Annotated in this window: 17 protein-coding genes and 1 pseudogene; 9 read left to right on the top strand and 9 right to left on the bottom strand. The window is 72.9% G+C overall.

Annotated elements, in window-relative coordinates; genetic code table 11:
• The first annotated feature begins 96 nt into the window (after positions 1-96).
• Together ACIBAG_RS19070 and ACIBAG_RS19075 are read left to right on the top strand one after the other, a co-directional pair.
• Positions 97-1,065: a class I SAM-dependent methyltransferase gene (locus ACIBAG_RS19070; protein ID WP_399106502.1), complete on the top strand. Its 969-nt coding sequence runs from the start codon at positions 97-99 to the stop codon at positions 1,063-1,065.
• A gap of 125 nt (positions 1,066-1,190) precedes the next feature.
• A pseudogene (locus ACIBAG_RS19075) lies at positions 1,191-2,258 on the top strand (lysylphosphatidylglycerol synthase transmembrane domain-containing protein); the annotation flags it as partial.
• 143 nt (positions 2,259-2,401) lie between these two features.
• Here the strand turns inward: ACIBAG_RS19075 and ACIBAG_RS19080 are convergent.
• Entirely contained in the window at positions 2,402-3,190 is a 789-nt protein-coding gene (locus ACIBAG_RS19080; protein ID WP_399106504.1) for a creatininase family protein, read from the bottom strand.
• A gap of 41 nt (positions 3,191-3,231) precedes the next feature.
• On the opposite strand from ACIBAG_RS19080, the gene ribA reads away from it, so the two are divergent.
• The 4 genes from ribA (at position 3,232) to ACIBAG_RS19100 (ending at position 7,427) form a co-directional block, all read left to right on the top strand.
• On the top strand, positions 3,232-3,900 hold the full coding sequence (gene ribA, locus ACIBAG_RS19085) for a GTP cyclohydrolase II (protein WP_399106506.1): 669 nt from the start codon (positions 3,232-3,234) through the stop codon (positions 3,898-3,900).
• A 167-nt stretch (positions 3,901-4,067) separates the two neighbouring features.
• Entirely contained in the window at positions 4,068-5,213 is a 1,146-nt protein-coding gene (locus tag ACIBAG_RS19090) for an NAD(P)/FAD-dependent oxidoreductase (protein WP_399106508.1), read from the top strand.
• A complete protein-coding gene (locus ACIBAG_RS19095; protein ID WP_399106510.1) occupies positions 5,210-6,271 on the top strand; it encodes a saccharopine dehydrogenase in 1,062 nt (353 codons plus the stop codon). The genes ACIBAG_RS19090 and ACIBAG_RS19095 overlap by 4 nt, the downstream gene beginning before the upstream one ends.
• A complete protein-coding gene (locus ACIBAG_RS19100) occupies positions 6,264-7,427 on the top strand; it encodes a saccharopine dehydrogenase family protein (RefSeq protein WP_399106512.1) in 1,164 nt (387 codons plus the stop codon). Before ACIBAG_RS19095 ends, ACIBAG_RS19100 begins: the two co-directional genes overlap by 8 nt.
• A gap of 7 nt (positions 7,428-7,434) precedes the next feature.
• Here the strand turns inward: ACIBAG_RS19100 and ACIBAG_RS19105 are convergent, their stop codons facing one another.
• From ACIBAG_RS19105 to ACIBAG_RS19115, 3 genes are all read right to left on the bottom strand, one after another.
• Entirely contained in the window at positions 7,435-8,667 is a 1,233-nt protein-coding gene (locus tag ACIBAG_RS19105; RefSeq protein WP_399106514.1) for a serine hydrolase domain-containing protein, read from the bottom strand.
• Between the two features lie 66 nt (positions 8,668-8,733).
• On the bottom strand, positions 8,734-10,083 hold the full coding sequence (locus ACIBAG_RS19110; protein ID WP_399106516.1) for an MFS transporter: 1,350 nt from the start codon (positions 10,081-10,083) through the stop codon (positions 8,734-8,736).
• On the bottom strand, positions 10,080-10,679 hold the full coding sequence (locus tag ACIBAG_RS19115; RefSeq protein ID WP_399106518.1) for a TetR/AcrR family transcriptional regulator: 600 nt from the start codon (positions 10,677-10,679) through the stop codon (positions 10,080-10,082). Before ACIBAG_RS19115 ends, ACIBAG_RS19110 begins: the two co-directional genes overlap by 4 nt.
• 75 nt (positions 10,680-10,754) lie before the next feature.
• On the opposite strand from ACIBAG_RS19115, the gene ACIBAG_RS19120 reads away from it, so the two are divergent.
• Both ACIBAG_RS19120 and ACIBAG_RS19125 read left to right on the top strand, forming a co-directional pair.
• Positions 10,755-11,204 (top strand): PPOX class F420-dependent oxidoreductase, encoded by a 450-nt coding sequence (locus tag ACIBAG_RS19120; RefSeq protein WP_399106520.1) that lies wholly within the window; start codon positions 10,755-10,757, stop codon positions 11,202-11,204.
• 80 nt (positions 11,205-11,284) lie between these two features.
• Positions 11,285-13,384 (top strand): tetratricopeptide repeat protein, encoded by a 2,100-nt coding sequence (locus ACIBAG_RS19125; RefSeq protein ID WP_399106522.1) that lies wholly within the window; start codon positions 11,285-11,287, stop codon positions 13,382-13,384.
• Between the two features lie 3 nt (positions 13,385-13,387).
• Here ACIBAG_RS19125 and ACIBAG_RS19130 read toward each other — a convergent pair whose 3' ends face one another.
• Positions 13,388-15,169 (bottom strand): hypothetical protein, encoded by a 1,782-nt coding sequence (locus ACIBAG_RS19130; RefSeq protein ID WP_399106959.1) that lies wholly within the window; start codon positions 15,167-15,169, stop codon positions 13,388-13,390.
• 72 nt (positions 15,170-15,241) lie between these two features.
• Positions 15,242-17,290, bottom strand: a complete 2,049-nt coding sequence (locus ACIBAG_RS19135; RefSeq protein ID WP_399106524.1) for a glycoside hydrolase family 31 protein — start codon at positions 17,288-17,290, stop codon at positions 15,242-15,244.
• A 242-nt stretch (positions 17,291-17,532) separates the two neighbouring features.
• Between ACIBAG_RS19135 and ACIBAG_RS19140 the strand changes: the two genes are divergently transcribed.
• A complete protein-coding gene (locus ACIBAG_RS19140; RefSeq protein WP_399106526.1) occupies positions 17,533-17,943 on the top strand; it encodes a VOC family protein in 411 nt (136 codons plus the stop codon).
• Positions 17,944-17,980: 37 nt separating this feature from the next.
• On the opposite strand, the gene ACIBAG_RS19145 is transcribed toward ACIBAG_RS19140, so the two are convergent.
• From ACIBAG_RS19145 to ACIBAG_RS19155, 3 genes are read right to left on the bottom strand one after another with little or no spacing between them, the layout of a single operon-like run.
• Positions 17,981-19,150 (bottom strand): glycosyltransferase, encoded by a 1,170-nt coding sequence (locus ACIBAG_RS19145; protein ID WP_399106528.1) that lies wholly within the window; start codon positions 19,148-19,150, stop codon positions 17,981-17,983.
• 53 nt (positions 19,151-19,203) lie between these two features.
• Complete coding sequence (locus tag ACIBAG_RS19150) at positions 19,204-20,568, bottom strand: nucleotide sugar dehydrogenase (protein ID WP_399106530.1); 1,365 nt, start codon at positions 20,566-20,568, stop codon at positions 19,204-19,206.
• Entirely contained in the window at positions 20,510-22,063 is a 1,554-nt protein-coding gene (locus ACIBAG_RS19155) for a glycosyltransferase (protein WP_399106532.1), read from the bottom strand. The genes ACIBAG_RS19150 and ACIBAG_RS19155 overlap by 59 nt, the downstream gene beginning before the upstream one ends.
• Positions 22,064-22,200 lie beyond the last annotated feature (137 nt).

Consider the following 22,200-nt stretch of genomic DNA (forward strand, 5'->3'; position numbering starts at 1 on the left):
CGGAGCGGGGGGACGATTCCGGCGCAGCCCGGACCGAGCGAGGTTGCCGACGGGGAGGTGGCCTTGCAGCGCGGGATCGTTTCAGCAGGGAGTGACATGAACGGCGTATCCCTACCCGCCGAGTCCGAGTCCGAGTCCGAGTCCGAGTCCGACGCCGTGATCCTCGGCGCCGGGCCCGGCTTCCGTCCCGGGGAACGGGCCACCGTACGGCTGAGGGACGCCGGGCCCGACGACCCGCCCCGGTACGCCCCCGAGTGGCTGGAGCTGCGTGAGGGCGCCGATGCGGCCGCGCGGCCGCACGAGTTGCTCGACCCGCTGCGGATCCGGCTCGCCAACCTGCCGGGACGGGCCGGCGGCCTGGTCATCCACGACGTGGGCTGCGGCACCGGTTCCATGGGCCGCTGGCTCGCGCCCCACCTGGACGGAGCCCAGCACTGGGTCCTGCACGACCGCGACCCGTACCTGCTGCACTTCGCCGCCGTGGCCTCCCCGCGCTCCGCCGCCGACGGCAGCCGCGTCACGGTCGAGACACGCCGCGGCGACATCGGCCGCCTCACCCCGGACGCCCTCCACGGCGCCTCGCTGGTGACGGCCTCCGCACTGCTCGACGTCCTCACCCGCGAGGAGGTCGACACCCTCGCCGCCGCCTGCGCGGGCGCGGGCTGCCCGGCGCTGCTCACGCTCTCCGTCGCCGGCCGCGTCGAACTCACCCCGTCCGACCCGCTGGACGCGGAGATCGCCGAGGCGTTCAACGCCCACCAGCGGCGCTCGGGGCTGCTCGGACCGGACGCGGTCACCGCGGCGGCCGAGGCCTTCTCCGAGCACGGCGCTACCGTCCAGGTGCACCCGAGCCCGTGGCGCCTCGGTCCCGGCGAGTCGGCGCTCACGGCCCAGTGGCTGCGCGGCTGGGTCGGCGCGGCGATCGAACAACGACCCGGACTCCGCGAGCGCGCGGACCGGTACCTGAGCGAGCGCCTCGCCGCCTGCCAGGCCGGCGAGCTGCGGGTCGTGGTCCACCACAGCGACCTGCTGGCACTGTCCCGGCCGACGGGCGGAGCGTCATGAGCGTGGAGACGGTGGCACGGTCACGCCGCGGGCGGCGGGGCACCAAGCCGCGGGACCGGCGAGCGGACCGCGCGGGCGTCGCGGTGGCCGACAGCGCGGGCGCACGCACGGACGCGCCGGTACATATGGACGCCCCTGTGCCTACGCACGCCCTCCTGCCTACGGATGCCCCCGTACGTACGGATGCCCCCGTCTCCCACACCTCCGCCGTGATCAAGGCCCCGGCCGCCCCCGCAGGCGCACCCGCGCCCAAGTCCGAAGCCGTGGCCCCGTCCCGCATCGGCGTCATCGCCACCGAGCCCCGCCCGGAGGCGGACACCCCCCAGTCCCCTCGTAGCCGTCTGCGTACCGTTCTCTCCCGCCTCAACACCCCCGCCGTCCGCACCCACCTGGGCACGGTCGTCGGCGTCGCCATCCTCGTGGTGCTGTTCTGGCGGCTCGGTACCGGCGTCTTCCTCGACGGGCTGCGGCGGATCGACGCGGCGGCGCTGTTCGGGGCGCTCGGGATCGGGGCCGTCACGACCGTGTTCAGCGCGTGGCGCTGGCAGTTGGTGGCGCGCGGGCTGCGGATCAGGCTGCCGCTCGGGCCGGCCGTCGCCGACTACTACCGCGCCCTGTTCCTCAACGCGGCCCTGCCCGGCGGCGTCCTCGGCGATGTGCACCGGGCGGTGCGGCACGGGCAGAGCGCCGGCGATCTGGGGCGCGGCGTACGCGCGGTGGTACTGGAGCGGACGGCCGGTCAGCTCGTGCTCGCGGCCGTCGGCGCCGTCGTCCTGCTGACCATGCCGTCACCGGTACTCGACGAGGCCCGCGACCTCACGCCCGTCCTGCTGTTCGCGGCGGTGGGGGCGTTCGCCGTGGTGGCCGCCGTGCGGATGAACCGCGCGCCGTCCCGCCGTGACCGGTCGAACCCGACGGCTGCGCGCACCACGCTCACCGAGGCGCGGGAAGCCCTGCTGTCGCGGCGCAACGGGCCCGGTGTCGCCGTCTCCTCCGTCATCGTCCTCGCCGGCCACATCGCGACGTTCGTGCTCGCCGCACACATCGCGGGCACCACGGCGTCCGTGGCCGTCCTGCTGCCGCTCGCCGTCCTCGCCCTGCTCGCCATGGGCCTGCCCCTGAACGTCGGCGGCTTCGGCCCCCGCGAGGGCGTCACCGCCTGGGCGTTCGCCGCGGCGGGGCTGGGCGCGGACACCGGACTGGCCGTCGCCGTCGTGTACGGCGTGCTCAGCTTCGTCGCCGCCCTGCCCGGCGCCCTCGTCCTCGTCGCCCGCTGGTACCTGGGCCTGCACACGGGTTCCGGGACCGCCGCCGAGGCGGACCCGGAACCCGGCCGCTACGCCCTTGCGTCTCCCGTGTCCCGTACGGAATCGTCCGCGGAGGTCAGCAGTGACACATACGCGCCGAAGGAATCCGCGAGGCTCGCCAACAGCCGCTTCCCCTTTTCCGCGGAACCCAGCGAAGGACGCCCTATGACACCCGAATCGGTATAGGCGGACATACCGAGGGACAGGAGATGACGGCGGTCGTCCGCCACGAAATCGGAAGTCTCATAACCGGGTCGGATCAATTCGGGATGAGTGTGCAGAAGGATGGAGGTCTCAATTTCCCCCGCGTGCATGTCGGTGAGCAGCGAGGTCTCCACCTGCGCCCGCTCCCGTGCCGCCTCCCAGTCCTCCGGGGCCGGGAACAGCGCCATCCGTTCGCCGCGCGCGGAGGACTCCTGAACGACATTGCCCAGTACGTAGTTGCCGCCGTGCCCGTTGACCAGCACCAGGACGTCGACGCCGGACCGGCGGAGCGAAGCCGCTATGTCCCGTATCACCGCATGAAGGGTCACGGAGGAGATGCTGACGGTCCCCGGCCAGGCCGCGTGCTCGTGCGAGCAGGAGATCGTCACGGGCGGAAGGAGGTGCACGGGGTGCACTGCGGCGATCTCGCGCGCGATGGCGCAGGCCACGAGCGTGTCGGTGGCCAGGGGCAGGAACGGGCCGTGCTGCTCGAAGCTCCCGACGGGAAGGACCGCGACCTGTCGTGAGACGCCCGCTCCTCGCGTCCGTACGTCCTCGGTGGTGTCCGCCGGCACCAGCGAGTGGACCGCCGGCCGCGTCTGCGAATCACTCATCTTTTTCCGGCCTTTCGTCTCTGCTTAGGAACTGAAGAATCATGACAGAAAAAATTGGTGTCCTCGGCAAGAAGTCCGCACAGCGGACGCAGCGTTCCGGAGCGGAACGCGTGGTGAATGCCCCCCTGCCCACCGTCTACGGGGAATTCCGCGCGGTCGGTTACCTCGACCACGACCGCGGTGACGAGCAAGTCGCCCTCGTCTACGGCGAGATCGGCACGGAGGACGTGCTCACCCGGCTGCACTCCGAGTGCCTCACCGGCGACGCTTTCGGTTCCCAGCACTGCGAGTGCGGCGACCAGCTCGCCTCGGCGCTGCGCGCGGTCGTCGCCGAAGGCAGCGGCATCGTCGTCTACCTGCGGGGCCACGAGGGCCGCGGCATCGGACTGCTCGCCAAGCTGCGCGCGATGGCCCTGCAGGCGGAGGGCCTGGACACCGTCGAGGCCAACCTCGCGCTCGGCCTGCCGGTGGACGCCCGAGACTACGGTGTGGCCGCGGAGATCCTGCACGACCTGGGCGTCAACTCCGTCCGGCTGATGTCCAACAACCCGCGCAAGCGGGAGGCGCTTGTGGAGCACGGCATCAAGGTGGCCGAGCAGGTTCCGCTGCTGATACCGCCGTGCGAGAACAACATCACGTATCTGCGTACGAAGCGGGAGCGGCTCGACCATCACCTGCCTCATCTGGATGCGGTGGCGCATCTGTCCTGACGAGGCGCTCCGCCCGGTGGGGTCGCGAGAGAAAGCGCCGAGGAGTGCCGTCGGTCGTCTGCGCCTCCGTCGTGGCTGGTCCCGCCCACGCGGCGGAGCCGCATATCGATACCGCCCCGCGCCCCTTCGGGGCGCGGCACCACCGACGAGGCCAGGAAGGTGGGTCTGTGCATACACACGCGAGCGTCGTCGTCATCGGAGGCGGCGTGATGGGCACCAGCATCGCCTACCACCTCGCCCGTGCCGGCGTGCGGGACGTCCTCCTCGTCGAGCGGGACGAACTCGCCTCCGGGTCCACCTCGAAGGCGGCCGGCGGGGTGCGGGCGCAGTTCTCCGACGAGCTCAACATCCAGCTCGGGGCGCGCAGTCTGGAGGCGTTCGGCAGGTTCGAGGAGGAGACCGGGTACGACATCGGGCTGCGCCGCGTCGGCTATCTGTTCCTCCTCTCGAACCCCGAGGACGTCGCCGGTTTCGAGGCCAGCGTCCGGCTGCAGAACTCCCTCGGAGTGCCGAGCCGGATGATCGACCCCGCCGAGGCGCAGCGGCTCTCCCCGCTGATCACCACCGACGGCCTGCTCGCGGCCGCGTTCTCGCCGGACGACGGCCACTGCACCCCCGAATCCGTCGTCCACGGCTACGCGTCCGCCGCCCGCCGGTACGGCGCGCGGATCTTACGTCACACCGACGTCACCGGCATCGAAGTGCACGGCGACCGCATCACCGCCGTCACGACGACCCTCGGCCGTATCGCCACCGACACGGTGATCTGCGCGGCCGGCGCCTGGTCGCGGGCCGTCGGCGCGATGGCCGGCGTGGACCTGCCGGTGGTGCCGCTGCGCCGTCAGATCGCGGTCACCGAACCGGTCGAGCACCTGCCGGAGCACCTGCCGATGACCATCGACTTCAACACCAGCCTCTACTTCCACGGCGAGGGCCCCGGGCTCCTGCTCGGCATGTCCGACCCCGACGAGCGGCCCGGTTTCGCCACCGACACCCACGACCGCTGGATCCCTCGTCTGGCCGCGGCCATGGAGCACCGCGCCCCCGCCCTGCTCGAGCTGCGCCGCACGGCAGGATGGGCGGGCCTGTACGAGGTCACCCCGGACCACAACGCGCTGATCGGCGAGGCCACTTCCGTGTCCCGTTTCCTGTATGCGACAGGTTTCTCCGGCCATGGCTTTCTGCAGGGACCGGCCGTCGGCGAGGTCGTCCGCGACCTGTACCTCGGCCGCGTACCCTTCGTGGACGTCAGCCCCTTGAGCGCCGGCCGGTTCGCTGCCGACGCCCCCCGCCCGGAGGCCAACCGCGTATGACCGATCTCCACCTGTGGCTGCGCCACGAGGTCCGTTCCACCGAGCGACGCACCCCGATCGTGCCGTCCGACGCGCGCCGGCTCGTCGAGAGCGGGGTGACGCTGACCGTCGAGGAGTCACCGCAACGGATCTTCCCGGTCGAGGAGTACGCGGCGGCCGGCTGCCGGATCGCGCCGGCCGGCTCGTGGGTGTCGGCGCCTGCGGACGCCGTGATCCTCGGCCTGAAGGAACTCCCGGACGACCCGGCGGAGCTGACGCACCGGCACATCTACTTCGGGCACGCCTACAAGCAGCAGCCCGGCGCCGAGAACCTGCTGCGGCGGTTCACGGCCGGGGGAGGAGTGCTGCTCGACCTGGAGTACCTGGTCGACGACAGCGGCCGCCGACTCGCCGCCTTCGGCTTCTGGGCCGGCTACCTGGGTGCCGCCCTGGCCGTCCTCCAGCACCGCGGGAAGCTCGTCGCGCCGCTCACCCCCACGTCGAAGGAGGAGCTGGACCAGCTCCTGCGACCGGCAGCGCAGGGCGAGGGTTTCACCGCGCTCGTGACAGGAGCTCTGGGCCGCAGCGGCCGGGGCGCCCGCCTCGCGTTCCTGACCGCCGGGGTCGAGGCGACACCCTGGGACCTCGCCGAGACCCGCGACCTGGACCGCGCGGCCCTGCTCGCGCACGACGTGATGGTCAACGCCGTCCTCGCCACCACCCCCGTCCCGCCCTTCCTGCGCGAGGAGGACCTCGACGCCCCGGCCCGCCGCCTGCGCACCCTCTGCGACGTCACCGTCGACGTCGGCTCCCCGCTGAACGTCCTGCCGATCTACGACCGCACCACCGAGTGGACCGACCCGGTGCGCCGCCTGCGCAAGGAACCCCCGCTCGATCTGATCGCGATCGACAACCTGCCCTCCCTGCTGCCCCGCGAGTCCAGCACCGACTTCTCGTCGGCGCTGCTGCCCCGGCTGCTGGAGTTCGAGACCGGCGGGCCGTGGGGGCGCTGCCTCGACCGGTTCCGCCAGGCCTGCCGTGAACTCGGCATCGTGGGAGGGGAGATCCGAAATGGCTGAGAACGCCGGCAGGGTTCCCGCGAGCGGTACCGTCCACTGGGTGGGTGCCGGGCTGTCCACGGGCAGTGGTCTGACCCGGCTGTGCGAGACGGCCGACCGCGTACGGCTGTGGCACCGCACCGAGGACCGCGCCGCCGACGCCCTGGCCCGGCTCGGCCTCACCGGGCGCGCCGAGCCCCGCGCGTACACGCTCCCCGCGCTCACGGCCGAACTGGTGCCCGGCGACATCGTCGTATCGATGCTGCCCGCGCCGGAGCACGCCGGGATCCTGGCGGCCTGCATCCGGCAGCGGGCGCACTTCGCCTGCTCCAGCTATGTGTCGGAGGCGGTCCTCGACCAGGTGCCCGCGGCTGCCGCGGCCGGGGTCGTGGTCCTCACCGAGGCCGGCCTGGACCCGGGCATCGACCACCTCTTCGCCCACTGCCTCGTCGGTCGCGCCCGGGAGAGCATCGGCGGCGACACGGCGGCCTCGTACAGCCTCACCTCGTACTGCGGCGGGGTCCCCGCGATCCCGAACAGCTTCCGGTACCGGTTCAGCTGGGCACCCGCCGGAGTGCTGGGCGCCCTGCGCTCACCGGCGCGTTACCTGACGGACGGCGCCGAGACCGTCGCCGAGCGGCCCTGGGAGGCGACCCGGCGGCATGTCGTCGACGGCGAGACGTTCGAGGTCTACCCGAACCGCGACAGCGTGCCGTTCGTCGAGCAGTACGGGCTGCCGCCCGCCTGGAAGCCGCGGACCTTCGTACGCGGCACCCTGCGCCTGGAGGGCTGGCTGCGCGCCTGGGACGCCGTCTTCGAGGAGCTGAAGACCGGCGACGACGCGCGGATCGCCGCGCTGGCGGAGGAGTTGGCGGCCGCCTACCCCACCACGGACACCGACCGCGACCGCGTCGTCCTCGCCGTGTCGCTGGACGTGCGCGGCGGGGCGGGGCAGTCGTGGTCCGGCAGTTACCTCCTGGACCTGGTGGGGGACAGGGAGGAGAGCGCGATGGCCCGCTGTGTCTCCCGCCCCCTAGCGCTCGGCGTCCGCCACATCCTGGACGGCTCCCTGCCGGCGGGCCTGAACCGAGCCGCCGAGACGGCGGCCCGCTCGGAGGAGTGGCTGCGCGAACTCGCGCTGGAGGGACTGGAGTTCACCCTGCGCGTGGACCAGTAGCGAAGGCTCAGGCCCCGGTGTCGGCCTCGTGCACGAGCCGCTTCAGGTCCTGGAACATCGTGTGCGAGGTCCTCGGCCGCACCTGCGTCATGAACTGCACCGTCAGGTCGCGGCCCGGGTCGACGAAGAACGTCGTGGTCGCCACCCCGCTCCAGCCGTAGGTGCCGAGGCCGGCCGGGGCCTTGGTGCGGGCCGGGTCGATCACCACGGAGACGCCGAGGCCGAAGCCCAGGCCGTCGTTGCCCGGTTCGTCATGGGCGGGACGGCTGCCGAAGGCGCGCAGGTCGGCGCCGCCCGGGAGCTGGTTGGACGTCATCAGGTCCACGGTCTCGGGGGACAGCAGGCGGGTGCCGTCGAGTTCGCCGCGGCGGCGCAGCAGCTCCATGAAGCGGTGGACGTCGTGCGCGCAGGCAGCCATGCCGCCGCTGCCGGACAGGAAGCGGGGCCTGCCGCGCAACGGAAGCCCGGGGATCGGCTCGATGCCGCCGCCCTCGGTCTCGCCGTACAACTCCGCCAGCCTGCCCGCCTGTTCGTCGCTCACGCAGAAACCGGCGTCGGTCATCCCGAGCGGCCCGAAGATCCGCTCCGCGAAGAACTCGTCGAGCGGCTGCCCGGACACGACCTCGATGACCCGGCCCAGGACATTGGTGGCGACCGAGTAGTTCCACTGCGTCCCCGGCTCGAACTGCAGCGGCAGGCTCGCGTACACGTCGACCGTCTCGGCCAGGTCGGAGCCCGGCAGCACCGCGGCCTCCAGGTTGGCGTCACGGTAGAGGGCGTCCACGGGGTGCGTGTGGTAGAAGGCGAAGGTCAGTCCGGCGGTGTGGGTCATCAGGTGCCGGACGGTTATCGGCCCGTCGGCGGGACGGGTCACGGTGTCCGAGCCGGACCCGCTGACGTACACCCGGGGCTCGGCGAACGCGGGCAGATGGCGGTCGACCGGGTCGTCGAGGGACAGCTTGCCCTCCTCCACCAGCAGTAGCGCGGCGACCGAGGTGACCGGCTTGGTCATGGAGTAGATCCGCCACAGCGTGTCCGCCTCGACGGGCAGCCCGGCCGCGCGGTCGCGCCGGCCGTGCGTGGTGAGGTGGGCGACGCGTCCACCGCGTGCGACGGACACCAGGAAGCCGGGCAGCCGTCCCTCGTCGACGTAGTGGGCGAAGTACTGGTCGAGGCGGTCCAGCGCCTTCGTGTCCAGCCCGACCTCGCCCGGGTCGACCTCTTGTGTCAGCAGTGCCATCGCTCTCCTCCGCATGCTTACGACGAGGGTGCGCTCCGGCATACCCCGTGGGAACGCCCTCTGACCTCATCGTCCCGCAGGAACACGTGTACGGTCCTTCGATTGGCCATGATCGTCGATTGTCCCGCCGGTCGGTCCCGGCAGGCGACGGCCCAGGGCCGCACCGGCCAGGGCGAGCCCGGCGAGCACGCCGAGCGCCGGCTCGGGGTCACCGCCCGCTCCCATCAGCGCGGTCGCGGCGGCCACGCCCAGCGCCGGCCCGACGTTCATCGCGGTCTGCTGGAGCCCGCCCGCCACCCCGGCCGAAGCTGCGTCGGCCTCCCGTACGACGACATGGGTCGCCGCCGCCATCACCGTGCCGAACCCCGCTCCCACCAGGGCGAACGCCAGGCACAGGACCGGTGTCGCCGACGCGCGGGAGAGGACGAGGATCCCGAGCGCGAGCACCGCCATCGCGGCCGCGGTCGTCCGCCGGGCACCGACCCGGCGCAGCAGCACCGCGCACGTGGGCGCCGAGAGCACCATCAGGGCGGCCAGCGGCAGGCTGACCAGGGCGCTCCGGAGCGGGGCCAGGGCGAGCGCGCCCTGCAGCAGGAACGTGCCGGCGAAGAGGCTGCCGGACAGCGCCGCCGAGGCCGCCACCAGCATGCCGAGCGCCGAACCCACCGCCGGTGACTCGATGACGTCCGGTGGCAGGAGGGGGCTCGCGCTACGGCGTACGTGCCGGACGAAAGCGGCGCCGGTGACCGTCGTGATCGCGGCGGCCCAGACCCACCCCGGCCGCCCGACGAGTGCGTGGACCAGACAGGCCAGGGACACCGCGAGAAGGAGGGCGCCGGGGATGTCCAGCCGGGCGGGGGACGCCGCGCGCGGGGGCCGTACGGCGAGGGCGAGCAGGCCGAAGACGACGGCGGGCACGACGTTCAGCAGGAACACCACGCGCCAGCCCGGCCCCGCCACCAGCGCCCCGCCCACGACCGGCCCGGCAGCCGCCGCCACCCCGATCGCGGCCGTCCGTACGGCGATCGGCGTCCGCAGCCGGTCGGCCGGGAACGCGGCCCGCAGCATCCCGAGCGTGGCCGGCTGCAACAGCGCCCCGAACACGCCCTGCGCGACCCGCAGCCCGATCACCCACCCGATACCCGGCGCCAGCGCTACGCCCGCCGACGCGACCCCGAAGCCGAGCATGCCCGTACCGAAGATCCGATGGTGCCCGTACCGGTCGCCGAGCCGCCCGGCGAACACCAACAGGGCGGCCACCGCGATGAGATAGCCGGTACTGGTCCACTGGACCTGCTCGAAGGACGCGCCGAGTTCGTGTCGCAGGGTGGGCTGGGCGACCGTCAGCACGGTGCCGTCGAAGGCGACGATCACGGCCCCGGCGACGCTCCCGGCGAGGGTGAGCCGTGGGTTCACCTGTCCTGCGGCCCGAGGTGGGCGTCCAGGGCCGAACGCAGCAGCGGTGCGAAGTCGTCGGCCCCGGTGGCGAGTTGGAGGCTGCCCCAGCCCCACAGCTGGGCGATGCCGTGCAGGTTGGCCCACAGCGCGCCCGCGACGAGCCGGGCGTCGGCGTCGGGGCGCGCCCGGCCGACCAGGTCCACCAGACGGCTGAAGAGGGGAAGGCTGGTGTCGCGCAGGCCCAAGTGCCCGCTCGCCAGCAGGTCATGGCGGAACATCAGCTCGTACATGCCGCGGTTGCCGAGCGCGAACTCCAGGTAGGCCCGCCCCAGCGCGCCCAGCCGGGCACGCGGATCGGCCGCTGCACCGCCGTCGCCGTCGTCTTCCTCGGCGGCCGCCGCCCGACGGGCCAGGTCCTCGAAGCCGCGGCGCGCGATGGCCGAGAGCAGTTCCAGGTGGGTGGGGAAGTGGCGACGCGGGGCGCCGTGCGAGACGCCTGCCCGGCGGGCGATCTCCCGCAGGGTGAGCGCCTGGGCGCCCTCCCGGGCGACGAGGTCCACGCCGACGTCGACCAGCCGGGCCCGCAGCCCCGTATCGGATGCACGCAAAGGCATGGACACTGTCTACCATGATCGAGTAGACAGTGTCTACGCCGGAATGCGCGGCCCGCCGCCACGGTTGATCCAGGTATGACTGAGGACGCCACCCAGAACGCGTTGCTTGCACTGCTCTCCGAGGGGCACGGCGGGGTGCTGGTCACCCTCAAGCGCGACGGCCGGCCGCAGCTGTCGAACGTCAGCCACGCCTACTACCCCGACGAGCGGACCATCCGCGTCTCGATCACCGACGACCGCGCCAAGACCCGCAACCTGCGCCGGGACCCCAGGGCGTCGTACCACGTCACGAGCCCCGACCGGAGCGCCTACGTCGTGGCCGAGGGCACGGCCGACCTCACGCCGGTCGCGAAGGACCCGTACGACGCCACGGTCGACGAACTCGTCCGCCTCTACCGGGACGTCCTCGGCGAGCACCCCGACTGGGAGGACTTCCGGGCGGCGATGGTCCGGGACGGGCGGCTGGTGCTGCGGTTGCGCGTCGAGCGGGCGTACGGGATCCCGAAGGGCGCCAACCGCGGCTGAGTGACCGTCACCTTCCCTTCCTCCCGCTAGGGTTGATCCACTGCGGGCGACGCGAAGTCTGGGACGGGGGAGTGCGCGGCATGGTGGATCCGATCTCGCTGGGCGCGATCGCGGCGGTCCTCGGCGCGGTCGGATCGGGCCTGGCCAACGAAGCCGGCAAGTGGGCCTGGGAGACGGCCGGCGGGCTCGTACGCCGTATCGCGGGACGCGAGGTCGCCGCGCCCACGACACCGGGCGAACTGGACGACGTGGCCCGCCTGGTGCACGAACGTGTCCGGGCGGATCCCCAACTCGCCGCATCATGGGCGCAGTTCGCCCGAGGTGTACGGCTTCCCGGAACGCCCGGCTCGCTGGACCGCCCGTGTCTGCCCACCGCGCCACGCTTCTTCACGGACCGTCAGCAGGCCCTGAAACTCCTCGACAAGGAGGCCTCCCGGCCCTTCGAGGGGCGCCCGAGACTCGCCCTCCTCCACGGACCCCAGGGCATCGGCACCAGCACGCTCGCCCTCCACTGGGGCTGGCGGCAGACCGCCCGCTTCCCCGACGGCCAGCTGTACGCCGACCTGGGCACCCTCACCCCCGACGCGGCCCTCGGCACGCTGCTGCGCCGACTCGGGCTGCCGGACGAGGAGATACCCCCGGCCGCCACCGACCGCACCGACCTCTTCCGGCGCTGCCTGGCCGGCCGGCGCCTGCTCCTCGTCCTCGACCACGTCCGGTCCGCCACACAGGTGCGGCCGCTGCTGACCTCGTCGCCCGACGTGTTCACGATCGTCGTCGCCCGCCAGCTCCTCACCGGCTTCGACGCCCTGCGGATTCCCGTCGGCCCGCTGGCCCGGCGCGACGCCACGCGGCTGCTCACCGAACTGGTCGGCAAACCGGCGGTCGGCGCGGCCCGCGCCACCCTGCCCGCCGTCCTCGACCGTTGCGCCGGCTCGCCCTACGCCCTGCGCGCGGCCGCACCCCGTCTTTCCTCCCCGCCCGAGCGCCAGGAGGCCCCCGCCGTGCCCGGCACCGACCCGGTCCAGGCCGCCGCCGACGACGCCTACCGCGCGCTCGCACCGGCCGCGGCCCGCCTCTACCGACTCGCCGGCCTGCGCGACTGGCCCGCCCTCGACGCCAGGGCCGCCGCGCGAGCCGCGGACTTCGACGAGACAACGGCCGCCGGGCTCCTGGAGGACCTCGCCGACGCGCTGCTCCTGGAACGCACCGAAACCGGCCGCTACCGCTACCGTCCCTCGGTCCGCGCCCACGCCGAGCGCATGGCGGCCGGCGTCGACGGCATAGCGGCCTGCTCGGCGGCGGTCGCCCGGGTCGTCGAGGGCTACCGCGACCTGGCCGTCGGCGCGGCCCGCGCCGCACTGCCGGAGAGCTGGCGGGTGCCGTCCGCCGACTCACCGGTCACCTACCCGGACCGGGGCGCCGCCGTCGCCGCCCTCACCGCGCAGGCACCCGGCCTGGTCGAGGCCGTGCACGCGGCCGAGGAGTTCCGTGACCGGGACACCGCGCTGCTGATCTGCCAGTCCCTGTGGCCGCTCCAGCTGAAGGCAGGCCACCACGAGATCCTGCTGCCCGCCCTCAGGGCCGGCGCGCGCGTCGCCGACGAGCAGGCCCCCGGCACCCGTACGGCCGGTGCCCTGCACGCCCAACTGGCCCACACCCTCACCGAATTGCGCCGCTGGGACGAGGCCGAACCCGAGGCGCTCGCCGCCGCCCGCGACGAACGCTCCGCCGGACATGTCCGCGGCCACGCCTCCGCCGTCGAGTTCCTCGGCCTGCTGCGGCTGCGGCAGTGGCGGTTCGCCGAGGCGTACGCCTGCTTCGAGGAGGCGTACGGCATCCTCGACGCCATCGGCCCCGGCGACGAGGGCGCGGCCGACCTCCCGCGCGCCCGCGCCCTGCTGGAACGCCACCGCGGCCGTGCCCTGCGCGGCCTCGGACGCCGGGCAGAGGCGACCGAACGCCTGGAGCGCGCCCTGCGCTTCTTCCGGTACAGCGGCGAGGCCTACAACACCGCCCGCACCCTCACCGACCTCGCCGAGACCCTCCTCGACGGGGGAGAGTCCGACGCCGCGCTGCCCCTGATCGACGAGGCGCTCGCGGCGCTCGGACGGGAGAACGCCGCGTATCACGTGGCGCGGCTGCGGGTGCTGCGGGAGCGGTGCGTCACGCCGGGGTGACCCTCACATCCGCGAGATGTCCACGGGGTGGGCCGTCGCCCCTGTCCGGACGACCAGCCCCCGCCCGAACACCTCCTGCGGCGCCTTGCCCGCCCCCAGCCACGCATGCAGCGCCGAGGCGTACACCGCCGGGTCGGCGTCCGCGCCGGGCCCGGCGACCAGCCGCAGCAGCGTCCCGGCGCGCGTGCGAACGACGCAGGCCCGGGGCCCGGTGACGTATGCGGCGAGGGCGCAGTGCGGATGGCGGTCGAGGACCTCCGCCGTCCAGTCGGCCGGGGACCCGAAGCGTGGGTCGTCGGCGGACCCGTACCTGAACACCACGTCGGCGATGGCGAGCCGGTCGACCTCACGGGTGTCCTCGTTGACGGCCGTGTGCGCCGCCTCGCCGGTGGCGTACGGAGCCGGGTGCGGGCCGGCGTAGCGGGTGACCGCGACCTCGCGGGAGCCCGGGAACCGGGTGAGCACCGACAGCGGCACCGAGTGCGCGGCGGGCTCGTAGAGAGGCAACAGGAGGGGTTCGAGGCGGGCCGGGCCGTCGGGTTCGGGGATGCCGATCAGGTCGTAGAAGAGGTGCCGCAGCCGGGTTGCCGCCTCGCCGGGGACGGAGCTGACGAAGTCGGCCGGTTCGGGCGAGGGGCGGTGGCGGGTGAGGAGTTGCTCGATCTGCGGGCGCAGGGGAAGTGAGGGGTCGAGGCGGGGTGCCGTGCGGACGAAGGCGTGGACCGGGGCCTCGGGGGCGAGGCCGGCCAGGGGTGCGGCGCCCAGCAGGACCGGTGTGCCGAGGGCGGCGGCGTAGTAGGTGACGGAGCCGTGGTCGCCGATCACTGCGTCGGCGGCGATCAGCGCCTGCCGCCAGCCCTCCAGGGGGTCGATCAGGGCGAGGCCCGCGCGCCGGGCGCGGTCGAGCCAGGCGCGGAGCTGGCCGGGGCCGTGTCCGTGCCAGATGTTGGGGTGCAGCACGGCGGCGAGACGGTACTCGTCGGCCGGGAACTCCGAGGTCAGGCGGGGCAGCAGGGAGGGCAGTACGTCGTCGCCGTCGCCGTCGCCGAACAGCGACTCCGGGTTCCAGGTGGAGTTGAGGACGAGCAGGCGTTGCCCTCGGCCCACACCCAGGGCCCGGCGGTAGCGCTCGCGGAACGGGCGGGCCGCCAGCAGGCGGTCCCAGCAGGGGTCCCCGGCGAGCACGGCGGCGGGTGCGGCCTCGGGACAGGCCGTGCGCAGCCGCTCGTACTGCTCGGGGTGGGAGAGGACGAGGGCGTCGACGATCGGTTTGCCGGTCTCGTCGAGGAGCCACTCCGGTGACAGCCCGAAGACCGGATCCGACCGCGTCCGCCGCTCGCCGACCGTCGGGTGTCGGGTGTCGGGTGTCGCCAGCCTCTTAGTGTATCCGGCCCCGTGCGACAGGACGGCCAATACACCGGAAAACGCCCGGAGTTGACCGCCGAAGCTCGCCGAGACCGCCAACGCGACCGGTGTCCCGATCGCCTGCTCCCACGGCACCACGGGCACGCCGGTGTCCGCCAGCAACTCCGCGATCCCCGCCCGGAACGCGGACGATCCGGGGCAGGTGGCGAGCAGCTGCACCCGGAGGTCGTCGTGGAACAGCGGGAGCACATCCAGCAGCCGGGTCGCCGCGGTCACGTTGTGGACGATCAGCAGCACCTTCCGGGTCCGCCCCCGCGTGGCCCACCGTGCCGCGTCGTCCCCGACCGGCACCCGTATCCATCCGGCCCCCGCCACGCCCTCGCCCGCCTCTCGCACCCGCTCATGTGATCGGGCAACGATAGTCACGGTCCGCTCCGCGCGTGCCGGCCGCCCCTGAAACCGGCCGGTACGCGCGAAGCTCCCCGTCTGCGGCTAGCGCAGCGCGCGGAGCGCCAGATCCGCCCCCTGCGCACGGAGGTTCACGAAGGCGGGTGTGACGGCGAGCGAGGTGGCGTACGACTCGAGGGTCGTCGGGCCCTTGATCGTCCTGCCGCGGTTGACGTCGTACCACGTCCCGGGCGGCAGACGGATGTCCCGCGACGGCGCCTGGGTGAGGTTGGGCGCGGCGAGCACCGCCGGGCCGAGCATCCACTGGTCGGCGACGGTGTAACCCGCCCTGTCCTGCGGGAAGTCGAAGAACAGCGGCCGGACGATCGGATCGCCGGTGCTGAGTGTGTGCCGCACCTGCTCCCAGATGTAGGGCGCGAGCCGCTCATGCCGGGCGATCGCCTCGCGGTACAGGGCGACGGTCTCCTCGTCGTAGTCGACCTTCTGACCGGTCGTCGCGTCGATCGTGTCCACGGGGGACGTCGAGGCGTACATCAGCGGCATGTACGACGCCGACTGCGCCCAGCGCACCAGCACCTCCTTCGTCGGCGGGGGCTGGCCGAGGGAGCCGCCGATCATGTCGGTCCCGACGAAGGGGTAGCCGATGGTGGACAGAGCGAGGTTCTGCGTCACGGACGCCTTGAGGGAGTCCCAGCCGGTGGCCTTGTCGATCTGCCGGGTGACGAAGCCGGCCTCGTGCGCCGCCCTGCCCCAGTGCACGCGGATTCCGGCGCCCTGGAGGTCGTAGGCGTCGGCGAGTTCGGAAGCGAGGCGCTGGTAGTCGGTGCGGGTGTGCCCGCCACGGCCGGCGCAGGAGTCGTCGAAGAAGCGGGTGTCGAACTTGAGGCCGTCGACCCGGTAGGTGTCCATGAGCTCGCGCAGCTTGGACCGGTACCAGGCCTTCGCCTCGGGATTGGCGAGGTCGACGATGCCCGCCGTGCCGTTCCACCAGGTCACCGTGCAGGGCTTGGTGGGGTCGGCGGCGTCCCGCAGGAGGTAGTCGTGGTCGGCGGCGTACCGGTAGTTCGTCGAGTCGAGGTTGATCCAGAGGGTGACCCAGAGGCCGAAGTCGTAGCCGAGGTCGTGGATCCGGTCCGACATGGCCCTGGGGTCGGGGTAGGCCTTCGGGTCGAAGGTCATGTTGCCGTAGTTCGACTCCCACTTGTCGTCGAGCTGGACGGTGTGGCCGTCAACTCCGTTGTCGTGCAGGTCGGTGGCGTAGTCGAGGAGCTTGTCCTGGTCGACCTCGGTGTAGAACTGCGCCCAGGAGTTCCACAGCGGCTCGGCGTACTGCTCGTAGGTCGCGTCGCTCTGGCGGGGCTTGCCCACGATGCCGATGTAATCGCGGTAGACGGCGCGCGGGGTCGGCTCCACGAAGACGGTCGCCCGGTACGTCGCCCCCGACTCGACGGTGAAGCGCCCGAGTCCGTCGCCGCCGGCGTTGAGGGACACGTCCATCGTGTCGCCCGTGTCGACGTACAGGCCGGCCGAACTCGCCGTGAACCAGAAGGGGTCGACCATCTGGTACGACGCCGCGCTGAAGTCCTCCTGCTCGACCCGCCCGGAGTCCAGCGGCCAGGGCTGGTCGGTGTACGGGCCGCCGGAGGGGGTGGCGGTCTCGCCGTGGCCGTACCAGTGGCCGGCGGAGGACAGGTCGTAGGTGAGGCCGAGTTCGGTGGCCTTGGTGCCGGTGACGTCCCAGTCGAGCTGGTAGCGGTCGGGGCCGGGGGTGAGGCGTGCCTCGACGTGTGCGCCCGGGAGCGTCGTGTCGGCGGTCACCGTGAGAACGCCGTTCTGCCAGCGCCAGTCGGTGATCCGCGTGGCGTGCTGCCAGGTGCCGCCGCTCAGGAAACGGAGGGCGGTGGGGCCGGTGGCGAGCACCGTGCGGCCCGATCTTCGTGTGGTCAGGGCGAGGTGGCCGTCGGTGCGGACGGTGACGGAGTAGGCATCGGCGTCGAGGCTCACCGCGTCGGCCGACGCGGAGACTTCGGCGATGGCGCTCGGCTCGGTCGTGCCGTGTGCCCCGGAGGGCAGGAGTGTGGCCGCCAGCGCGGCGGCCGGCAGCCAGACGGACTTGCGGGAAAGGATGCGCACACTCACGTCCTTCGGCGGGAGACGGGGGAGCCATGGGGAGCGCTGTGCCGCAGTGCTGTTCTTTTGTGCTCGTTCTGGCCGATGTTCTTGCGTGAAACGTCACCTGTCAACGGGGGCATGGGGCGGCGCGCCGGGCCTGGGACGCTGGGCCCAAGGCGGACGGCCGATGGCCGCCGCGCAGGCGAGCTGCCTAGGCTGCGGAACGGATCGACGCAGCTCGGAAGGACACTTGGAGGAGCATCATGCCGGTCGACGGCCGCAGCCACATCCGCATCGCCCGCCCGTCCCGGAATCTCGCCGCGGCGGAGCGCTTCTGGGTCGAGGGGCTCGGACTCGGCGTCGTATGGCGATCGGACGGCGGCCCGGAACCCGGCGAGCACGACCTGCTGATGCTGGGCTGGCCCGACGCCGACTGGCATCTGGAACTCGTCCACGAGCCCGCCCGCCCCGTCGAGCCCCGGCCCACCGAGGAGGACCTCCTCGTCGTCTATGTGGACGGTCCCGTGCCGGACGACCTGGTGGCCAGGCTGGAGGAGAGCGGCGGCAAGCGGGTGTCGTCGCCCAACCCGTACTGGAACGAGTGGGGCGTCACGATCGAGGACCCGGACGGGTACCGGCTGGTGCTGTGCCGGAGGGGCTGGTCCAACGCCTAAAAGGTCGGGCGCCTGGCGGGTCGGGCCGTACACGTGGTCAGGCCGTACGAGCCGCGCCGCCCGCGACCGTCGCAGCGGTATCGGCGTCGGCCGCCGAACCTGACGCCTCCTTCACCCAGGCCTCCAGGCACATCACGAACTCGGCCGCCCGGTCGGCCCAGTTGAGGTCGGCGAGTGCCGCCTCCCAGCCGCGGGCGGCCGCGCGCAGGCGTGTCTGCGGGTCGGAGCGCAGGCGCCGCACGGCGTCCGCGGCCGTGGCCGGGTCCTCGTACGGCACGACGAGACCGCAGCCGTAGCGCTCGACCAGGTCGGCCGCGAGCGGGGTCGGTGTGGTGACGAGGGGAACGCCGTGGGCCATGTACTCCACGACCTTGGTGGGGCGTGAGTGGCGGTAGTTGGGCTGGTCGTGCAGGAGGGAGAGGCCGGCCAGGGCGCCGGAGAGCCGGTCGAGGGCGCGGTCGTTGGGCAGATAACCGTGCCAGCGCAGCACACCGTCCCGGTCGGCCTCGGTGAGCGCGCCCCGCACCTCGGGGTCCGCCGCGCCGATCACCTCGACGTGGACGTCGGGCGCCAGCAGCCGTGCCGTCTCGATGAGGTCCAGCGCGCCGCGCGCCCGGGAGAGGTGCCCGAGGTAGACGACCCGGTCGTCGCCCGGCGGCTCGGGCCGCTCGGGCGACACCGCCGTGAGGTTGGCCACCACGGGATGCGGGCGGCGGAAACGCCGCTGGTAGGCGTCCTCGGCGAGCAGCAGCCGCAGGTGCCGCTCCGCGAGCCGTTCGGCCGCCCGCACGGCCAGCCGCAGCGGCGGCCGCAGCGGTCGTGGCAGCCAGCGCTTCATCTCCAGTGCCGCCGCCGTGTCCTCGTGCACGTCCCACACGGTGACGGGGCTGCGTCCCGCGCGCCGCCAACGGCGCAGCGTACCGGGCAGGGCGAGCAGCAGTTCCGGGTCGTGCAGCAGGACGACGTCCGCCCGCGGTCCCCGCTCGGCCAGCAGGGCGCGGGCCGCGCGCAGTGCCGCCCGGCGGTCCCGGCCGGCGGCCCTCGGCAGGTCCACGCCCTCGACGTACGGCCTTGGCGTGACCTGATGGGCCGCGAACGGCGCGGCGTGGACGACGCGGTGACCGTGCTCCCGCAGCGCGGCGATCTCCCGGTGCAGGATCCGGGCGTCCTCGGGGTGGTGGACGACGGTGACGACGAGTATTCGCATCAGAGCACGTACCTTTCGACTGCCCCGAGAACGACGGAACCGAAGAGGGCCGGCTAGAGCACTTCCACGTCCGGCCGGAAGATCCGACCCCGGGTGTCGAACAGCAGCCGGGCCGCGTCTCCGAGGGCCGGCAGGTCGTAGGCCGAATGGTCCTGGAGCAGGATCGTCAGGTCCTGCTCGCGCACCGCCGCCATGACGTCGTCGACCCGCGGCACGCTCGCCCCGTCCACCGACCAGAGCCGTACATGCGGGTCGTGGAAGGAGACCTCGGCCTCCCGCTCCCGCAGTAGCCGCGCCACCGGCACCGCGGGCGACTCCCGCTGGTCCGCCACGTCCGCCTTGTAGGTGACCCCGAGCAGCAGCACCCGGGAACCGCGCAGCGGCCGGCCGGCGGTGTTGAGGAGGTCCTGGGCCCGGCGCACCACGTACTCGGGCATCCGCCGGTTGATCTCCTGGGCGAGTTCGACGAACCGGAACTCGTAGCCGAGCGACGAACGCACCTTGTACGACAGGTAGTTGGGGTCGATCGGGATGCAGTGTCCGCCCACCCCGGGACTCGGCCGGAACGCCTGGAAGCCGAAGGGCTTCGTGCCGGCGCAGCGGATCGCGTCCCACAGGTCGACGTGCAACTCGTGGCTGATCACGGCGAGTTCGTTGACCAGGGCGATGTTCACATGCCGGTAGGTGTTCTCCAGCAGCTTGGCCATCTCGGCCTCGCGGGTGCCCTTCGCCTGGACGACGGTGTCGACGAGCTTGCCGTAGAAGGCGACCGCGCGCGCCGCGCAGGACGGGGTGCAGCCGCCGACCACCTTGGGTGTGGTGCGCAGCCCGTGTGTGGTGTTGCCCGGGTCGATGCGCTCGGGTGAGAAGGCCAGCGCGAAGTCGACGCCGGCACGCAGCCCCGACTCCTCCAGGAGCGGCCGTACGACTTCCTCGGTGGTTCCCGGATAGGTGGTCGACTCCAGCACGACCAGCTGCCCGGGCCGCAACCGCCCCGCCACCGTGCGCACCGCGGCCCTGACGGCGCTCAGATCCGGGCCGCCGTCCTCGCTGAGCGGGGTCGGCACACAGATGACCACGGTCTGCGCACGCGCCAGACAGGCGTCGTCCGTGTACGCCGTGAAACCGGCCGCCCGCATCCGGCGGACGTCCTCGTCGGAGACGTCGTCGACATGGGAGTGCCCGGTGTTGAGCGCCTCCACGACTCGGGGGTCGCGATCGAGGCCCACGACTCTCAGGCCGATCGACACGGCCTCACGCGCGAGCGGCAATCCGACGTACCCGAGCCCGATCACCGCGAGCTCCACGCGATCGGGCGGCTCCGCTTCCCCGAGGGGTTCGCTCTCCTTCCCGAGGGGTTCACTCTCCCCGACAGGTTCGGTCTCTTCCCCGAGCGGTCCGGTCTGTCTGTCCTGCATGGGACTCACCCGCCTCAAGGCATCCAAGGGCGCGGTACGCCTCACGGGTTGTGGCGGCGACCCGCTTCCAGGTGCGGTCACGCGCGACTTTCGCGCGGGCGGCCGCTCCCCATTCGATCCGCCACCTTTGACTGTAAATGAGCATTTCAAGCTCATCAGCCCAGGAATGTGGCGATTTGCTCGAAATCAGCCGTCCGTTCACCTCCGGTTCGATCAGCTCTCTCAGTGCGGCGAGATCACTGGCGACGACGGGGACACCGCTCGCCATCGCCTCCACCGGCTTGAGAGGGGTCACCAGCCGGCAGACCCGCTCGTCGGTGCGCGGCACCGCGAACACGTCCAACACGGCGTGGAACTCGCGGACTTGGGAGTGCGGCACCCGGCCGGTGAACAGCGCGGTCCCGTCGTCGAGGCCCAGCCGGGCTGCCAGCCGCTCCAGCGCCGGACGCTCCGGACCGTCCCCGACGATCAGCAACCGAACCGGCGCATCACGCCGCCGCAGTTCTTCACCCGCTTGGAGCAATGTGCCGATCCCCTCGTGCGGGGTGAGACTGCCGACCGTGCCGACCACGAACTCGTCCGGCGCGATCCCCAGCCGGGCGCGCACGGCGGCCCCGTCCGGCAGCGGGGCCAGGAAGGCCTCGTCCACGGCGTTGGGCACCAGGACAACCCGCTCCTCCGGCACCCCGCGCCCCACGATCTCGGCCCGCATCGCCTCGCCCAGCGTCAGCACCAGATCGGCCTCGCGCATGCAGAACGTCTCCAGCGCGCGGCGCGCCCGGTAGGTCTCGTCGTCCCGGCCGCGGCCCGGAGCCTGTGTCAGCCAGGTCTCCTCCAGAAAGCCCCGCACCTCGTAGACCACCGGCAGCCCGTAGGTCTCCCGCAGGGCGAGCGCCACACGCCCGTTTCCGTGGTCGGTCGCGGCATGCAGTACGGCGGGCCGCAGCCGCTCCACCAGCCGTCCCGCCAGCTCGGCGTTGCGCGCCAGCGCGGCCGCCTGCCCGTACGGCAGCCGTAGGGGCAGCAGCCGATGCTGTGGCACCCCGCCCACGTGCTGCGTCGGGCGGGCGTCCAGTACTCCCGCCGTCACGGGAAAGCCGATCCGGGTCACCACGTGCGGGTCCAGCCCGGCCGCCGACTGGGCCTCGGTCAGCTTCTGCGTGCGCACGGTGTAGCCGGCGTGCCGGAACGGCAGCCCGTTGGTGACCAGATGGAGCACCCGACCCGGCACGGGACGAAAGGGCCGGCCGGGCGGTGCGGGCACTCGTACGGCCGACGGTGCCGCGGTCGGTCCGGCGGTGCGGGCGCGCCCCGCGAGCCGCACTTCGAGCGGCCGCAATCCACGCCGGATGCGCCCCGGCATCAGGCGCACGGCAAGCAGAGCAGCCCGCTGCGGATCCTGGCGCAGTTCGCCAAGAGCCACAGTGACGGCCAGACTGAGGGCAATAGGGATATTTCGGGACATATCGCAAAGGTAGGCGGCAACGCCGGGCAAGTGCCCACCAACCGAACTGTCCCGACGACACCGGCCGCGAGGGAGCCGAAGGGCGCGCCGGTGTCGAGACGGCTGGGGGTCCCCCCTGCTCGAAGAGCTTGGGGGAGCGCCCAGGCCCGAAGGGCCGAGCACGATCG

Origin of the sequence: Streptomyces sp. NPDC051243, from assembly GCF_044455405.1 — a bacterium.
In the GTDB taxonomy this organism is placed as follows: domain Bacteria; phylum Actinomycetota; class Actinomycetes; order Streptomycetales; family Streptomycetaceae; genus Streptomyces.

Bases quoted from the DNA above. Each gene is read 5' to 3' on its own strand.
- ribA (WP_399106506.1), top strand. From the start codon at position 3,232: ATGACAGAAAAAATTGGTGTCCTCGGCAAGAAGTCCGCACAGCGGACG.
- ACIBAG_RS19140 (WP_399106526.1), top strand. From the start codon at position 17,533: ATGCCGGTCGACGGCCGCAGCCACATCCGCATCGCCCGCCCGTCCCGG.
- ACIBAG_RS19115 (WP_399106518.1), bottom strand. From the start codon at position 10,679: ATGCCTTTGCGTGCATCCGATACGGGGCTGCGGGCCCGGCTGGTCGAC.
- ACIBAG_RS19070 (WP_399106502.1), top strand. From the start codon at position 97: ATGAACGGCGTATCCCTACCCGCCGAGTCCGAGTCCGAGTCCGAGTCC.
- ACIBAG_RS19125 (WP_399106522.1), top strand. From the start codon at position 11,285: ATGGTGGATCCGATCTCGCTGGGCGCGATCGCGGCGGTCCTCGGCGCG.
- ACIBAG_RS19100 (WP_399106512.1), top strand. From the start codon at position 6,264: ATGGCTGAGAACGCCGGCAGGGTTCCCGCGAGCGGTACCGTCCACTGG.
- ACIBAG_RS19150 (WP_399106530.1), bottom strand. From the start codon at position 20,568: ATGCAGGACAGACAGACCGGACCGCTCGGGGAAGAGACCGAACCTGTC.
- ACIBAG_RS19105 (WP_399106514.1), bottom strand. From the start codon at position 8,667: ATGGCACTGCTGACACAAGAGGTCGACCCGGGCGAGGTCGGGCTGGAC.
- ACIBAG_RS19095 (WP_399106510.1), top strand. From the start codon at position 5,210: ATGACCGATCTCCACCTGTGGCTGCGCCACGAGGTCCGTTCCACCGAG.
- ACIBAG_RS19145 (WP_399106528.1), bottom strand. From the start codon at position 19,150: ATGCGAATACTCGTCGTCACCGTCGTCCACCACCCCGAGGACGCCCGG.
- ACIBAG_RS19120 (WP_399106520.1), top strand. From the start codon at position 10,755: ATGACTGAGGACGCCACCCAGAACGCGTTGCTTGCACTGCTCTCCGAG.
- ACIBAG_RS19080 (WP_399106504.1), bottom strand. From the start codon at position 3,190: ATGAGTGATTCGCAGACGCGGCCGGCGGTCCACTCGCTGGTGCCGGCG.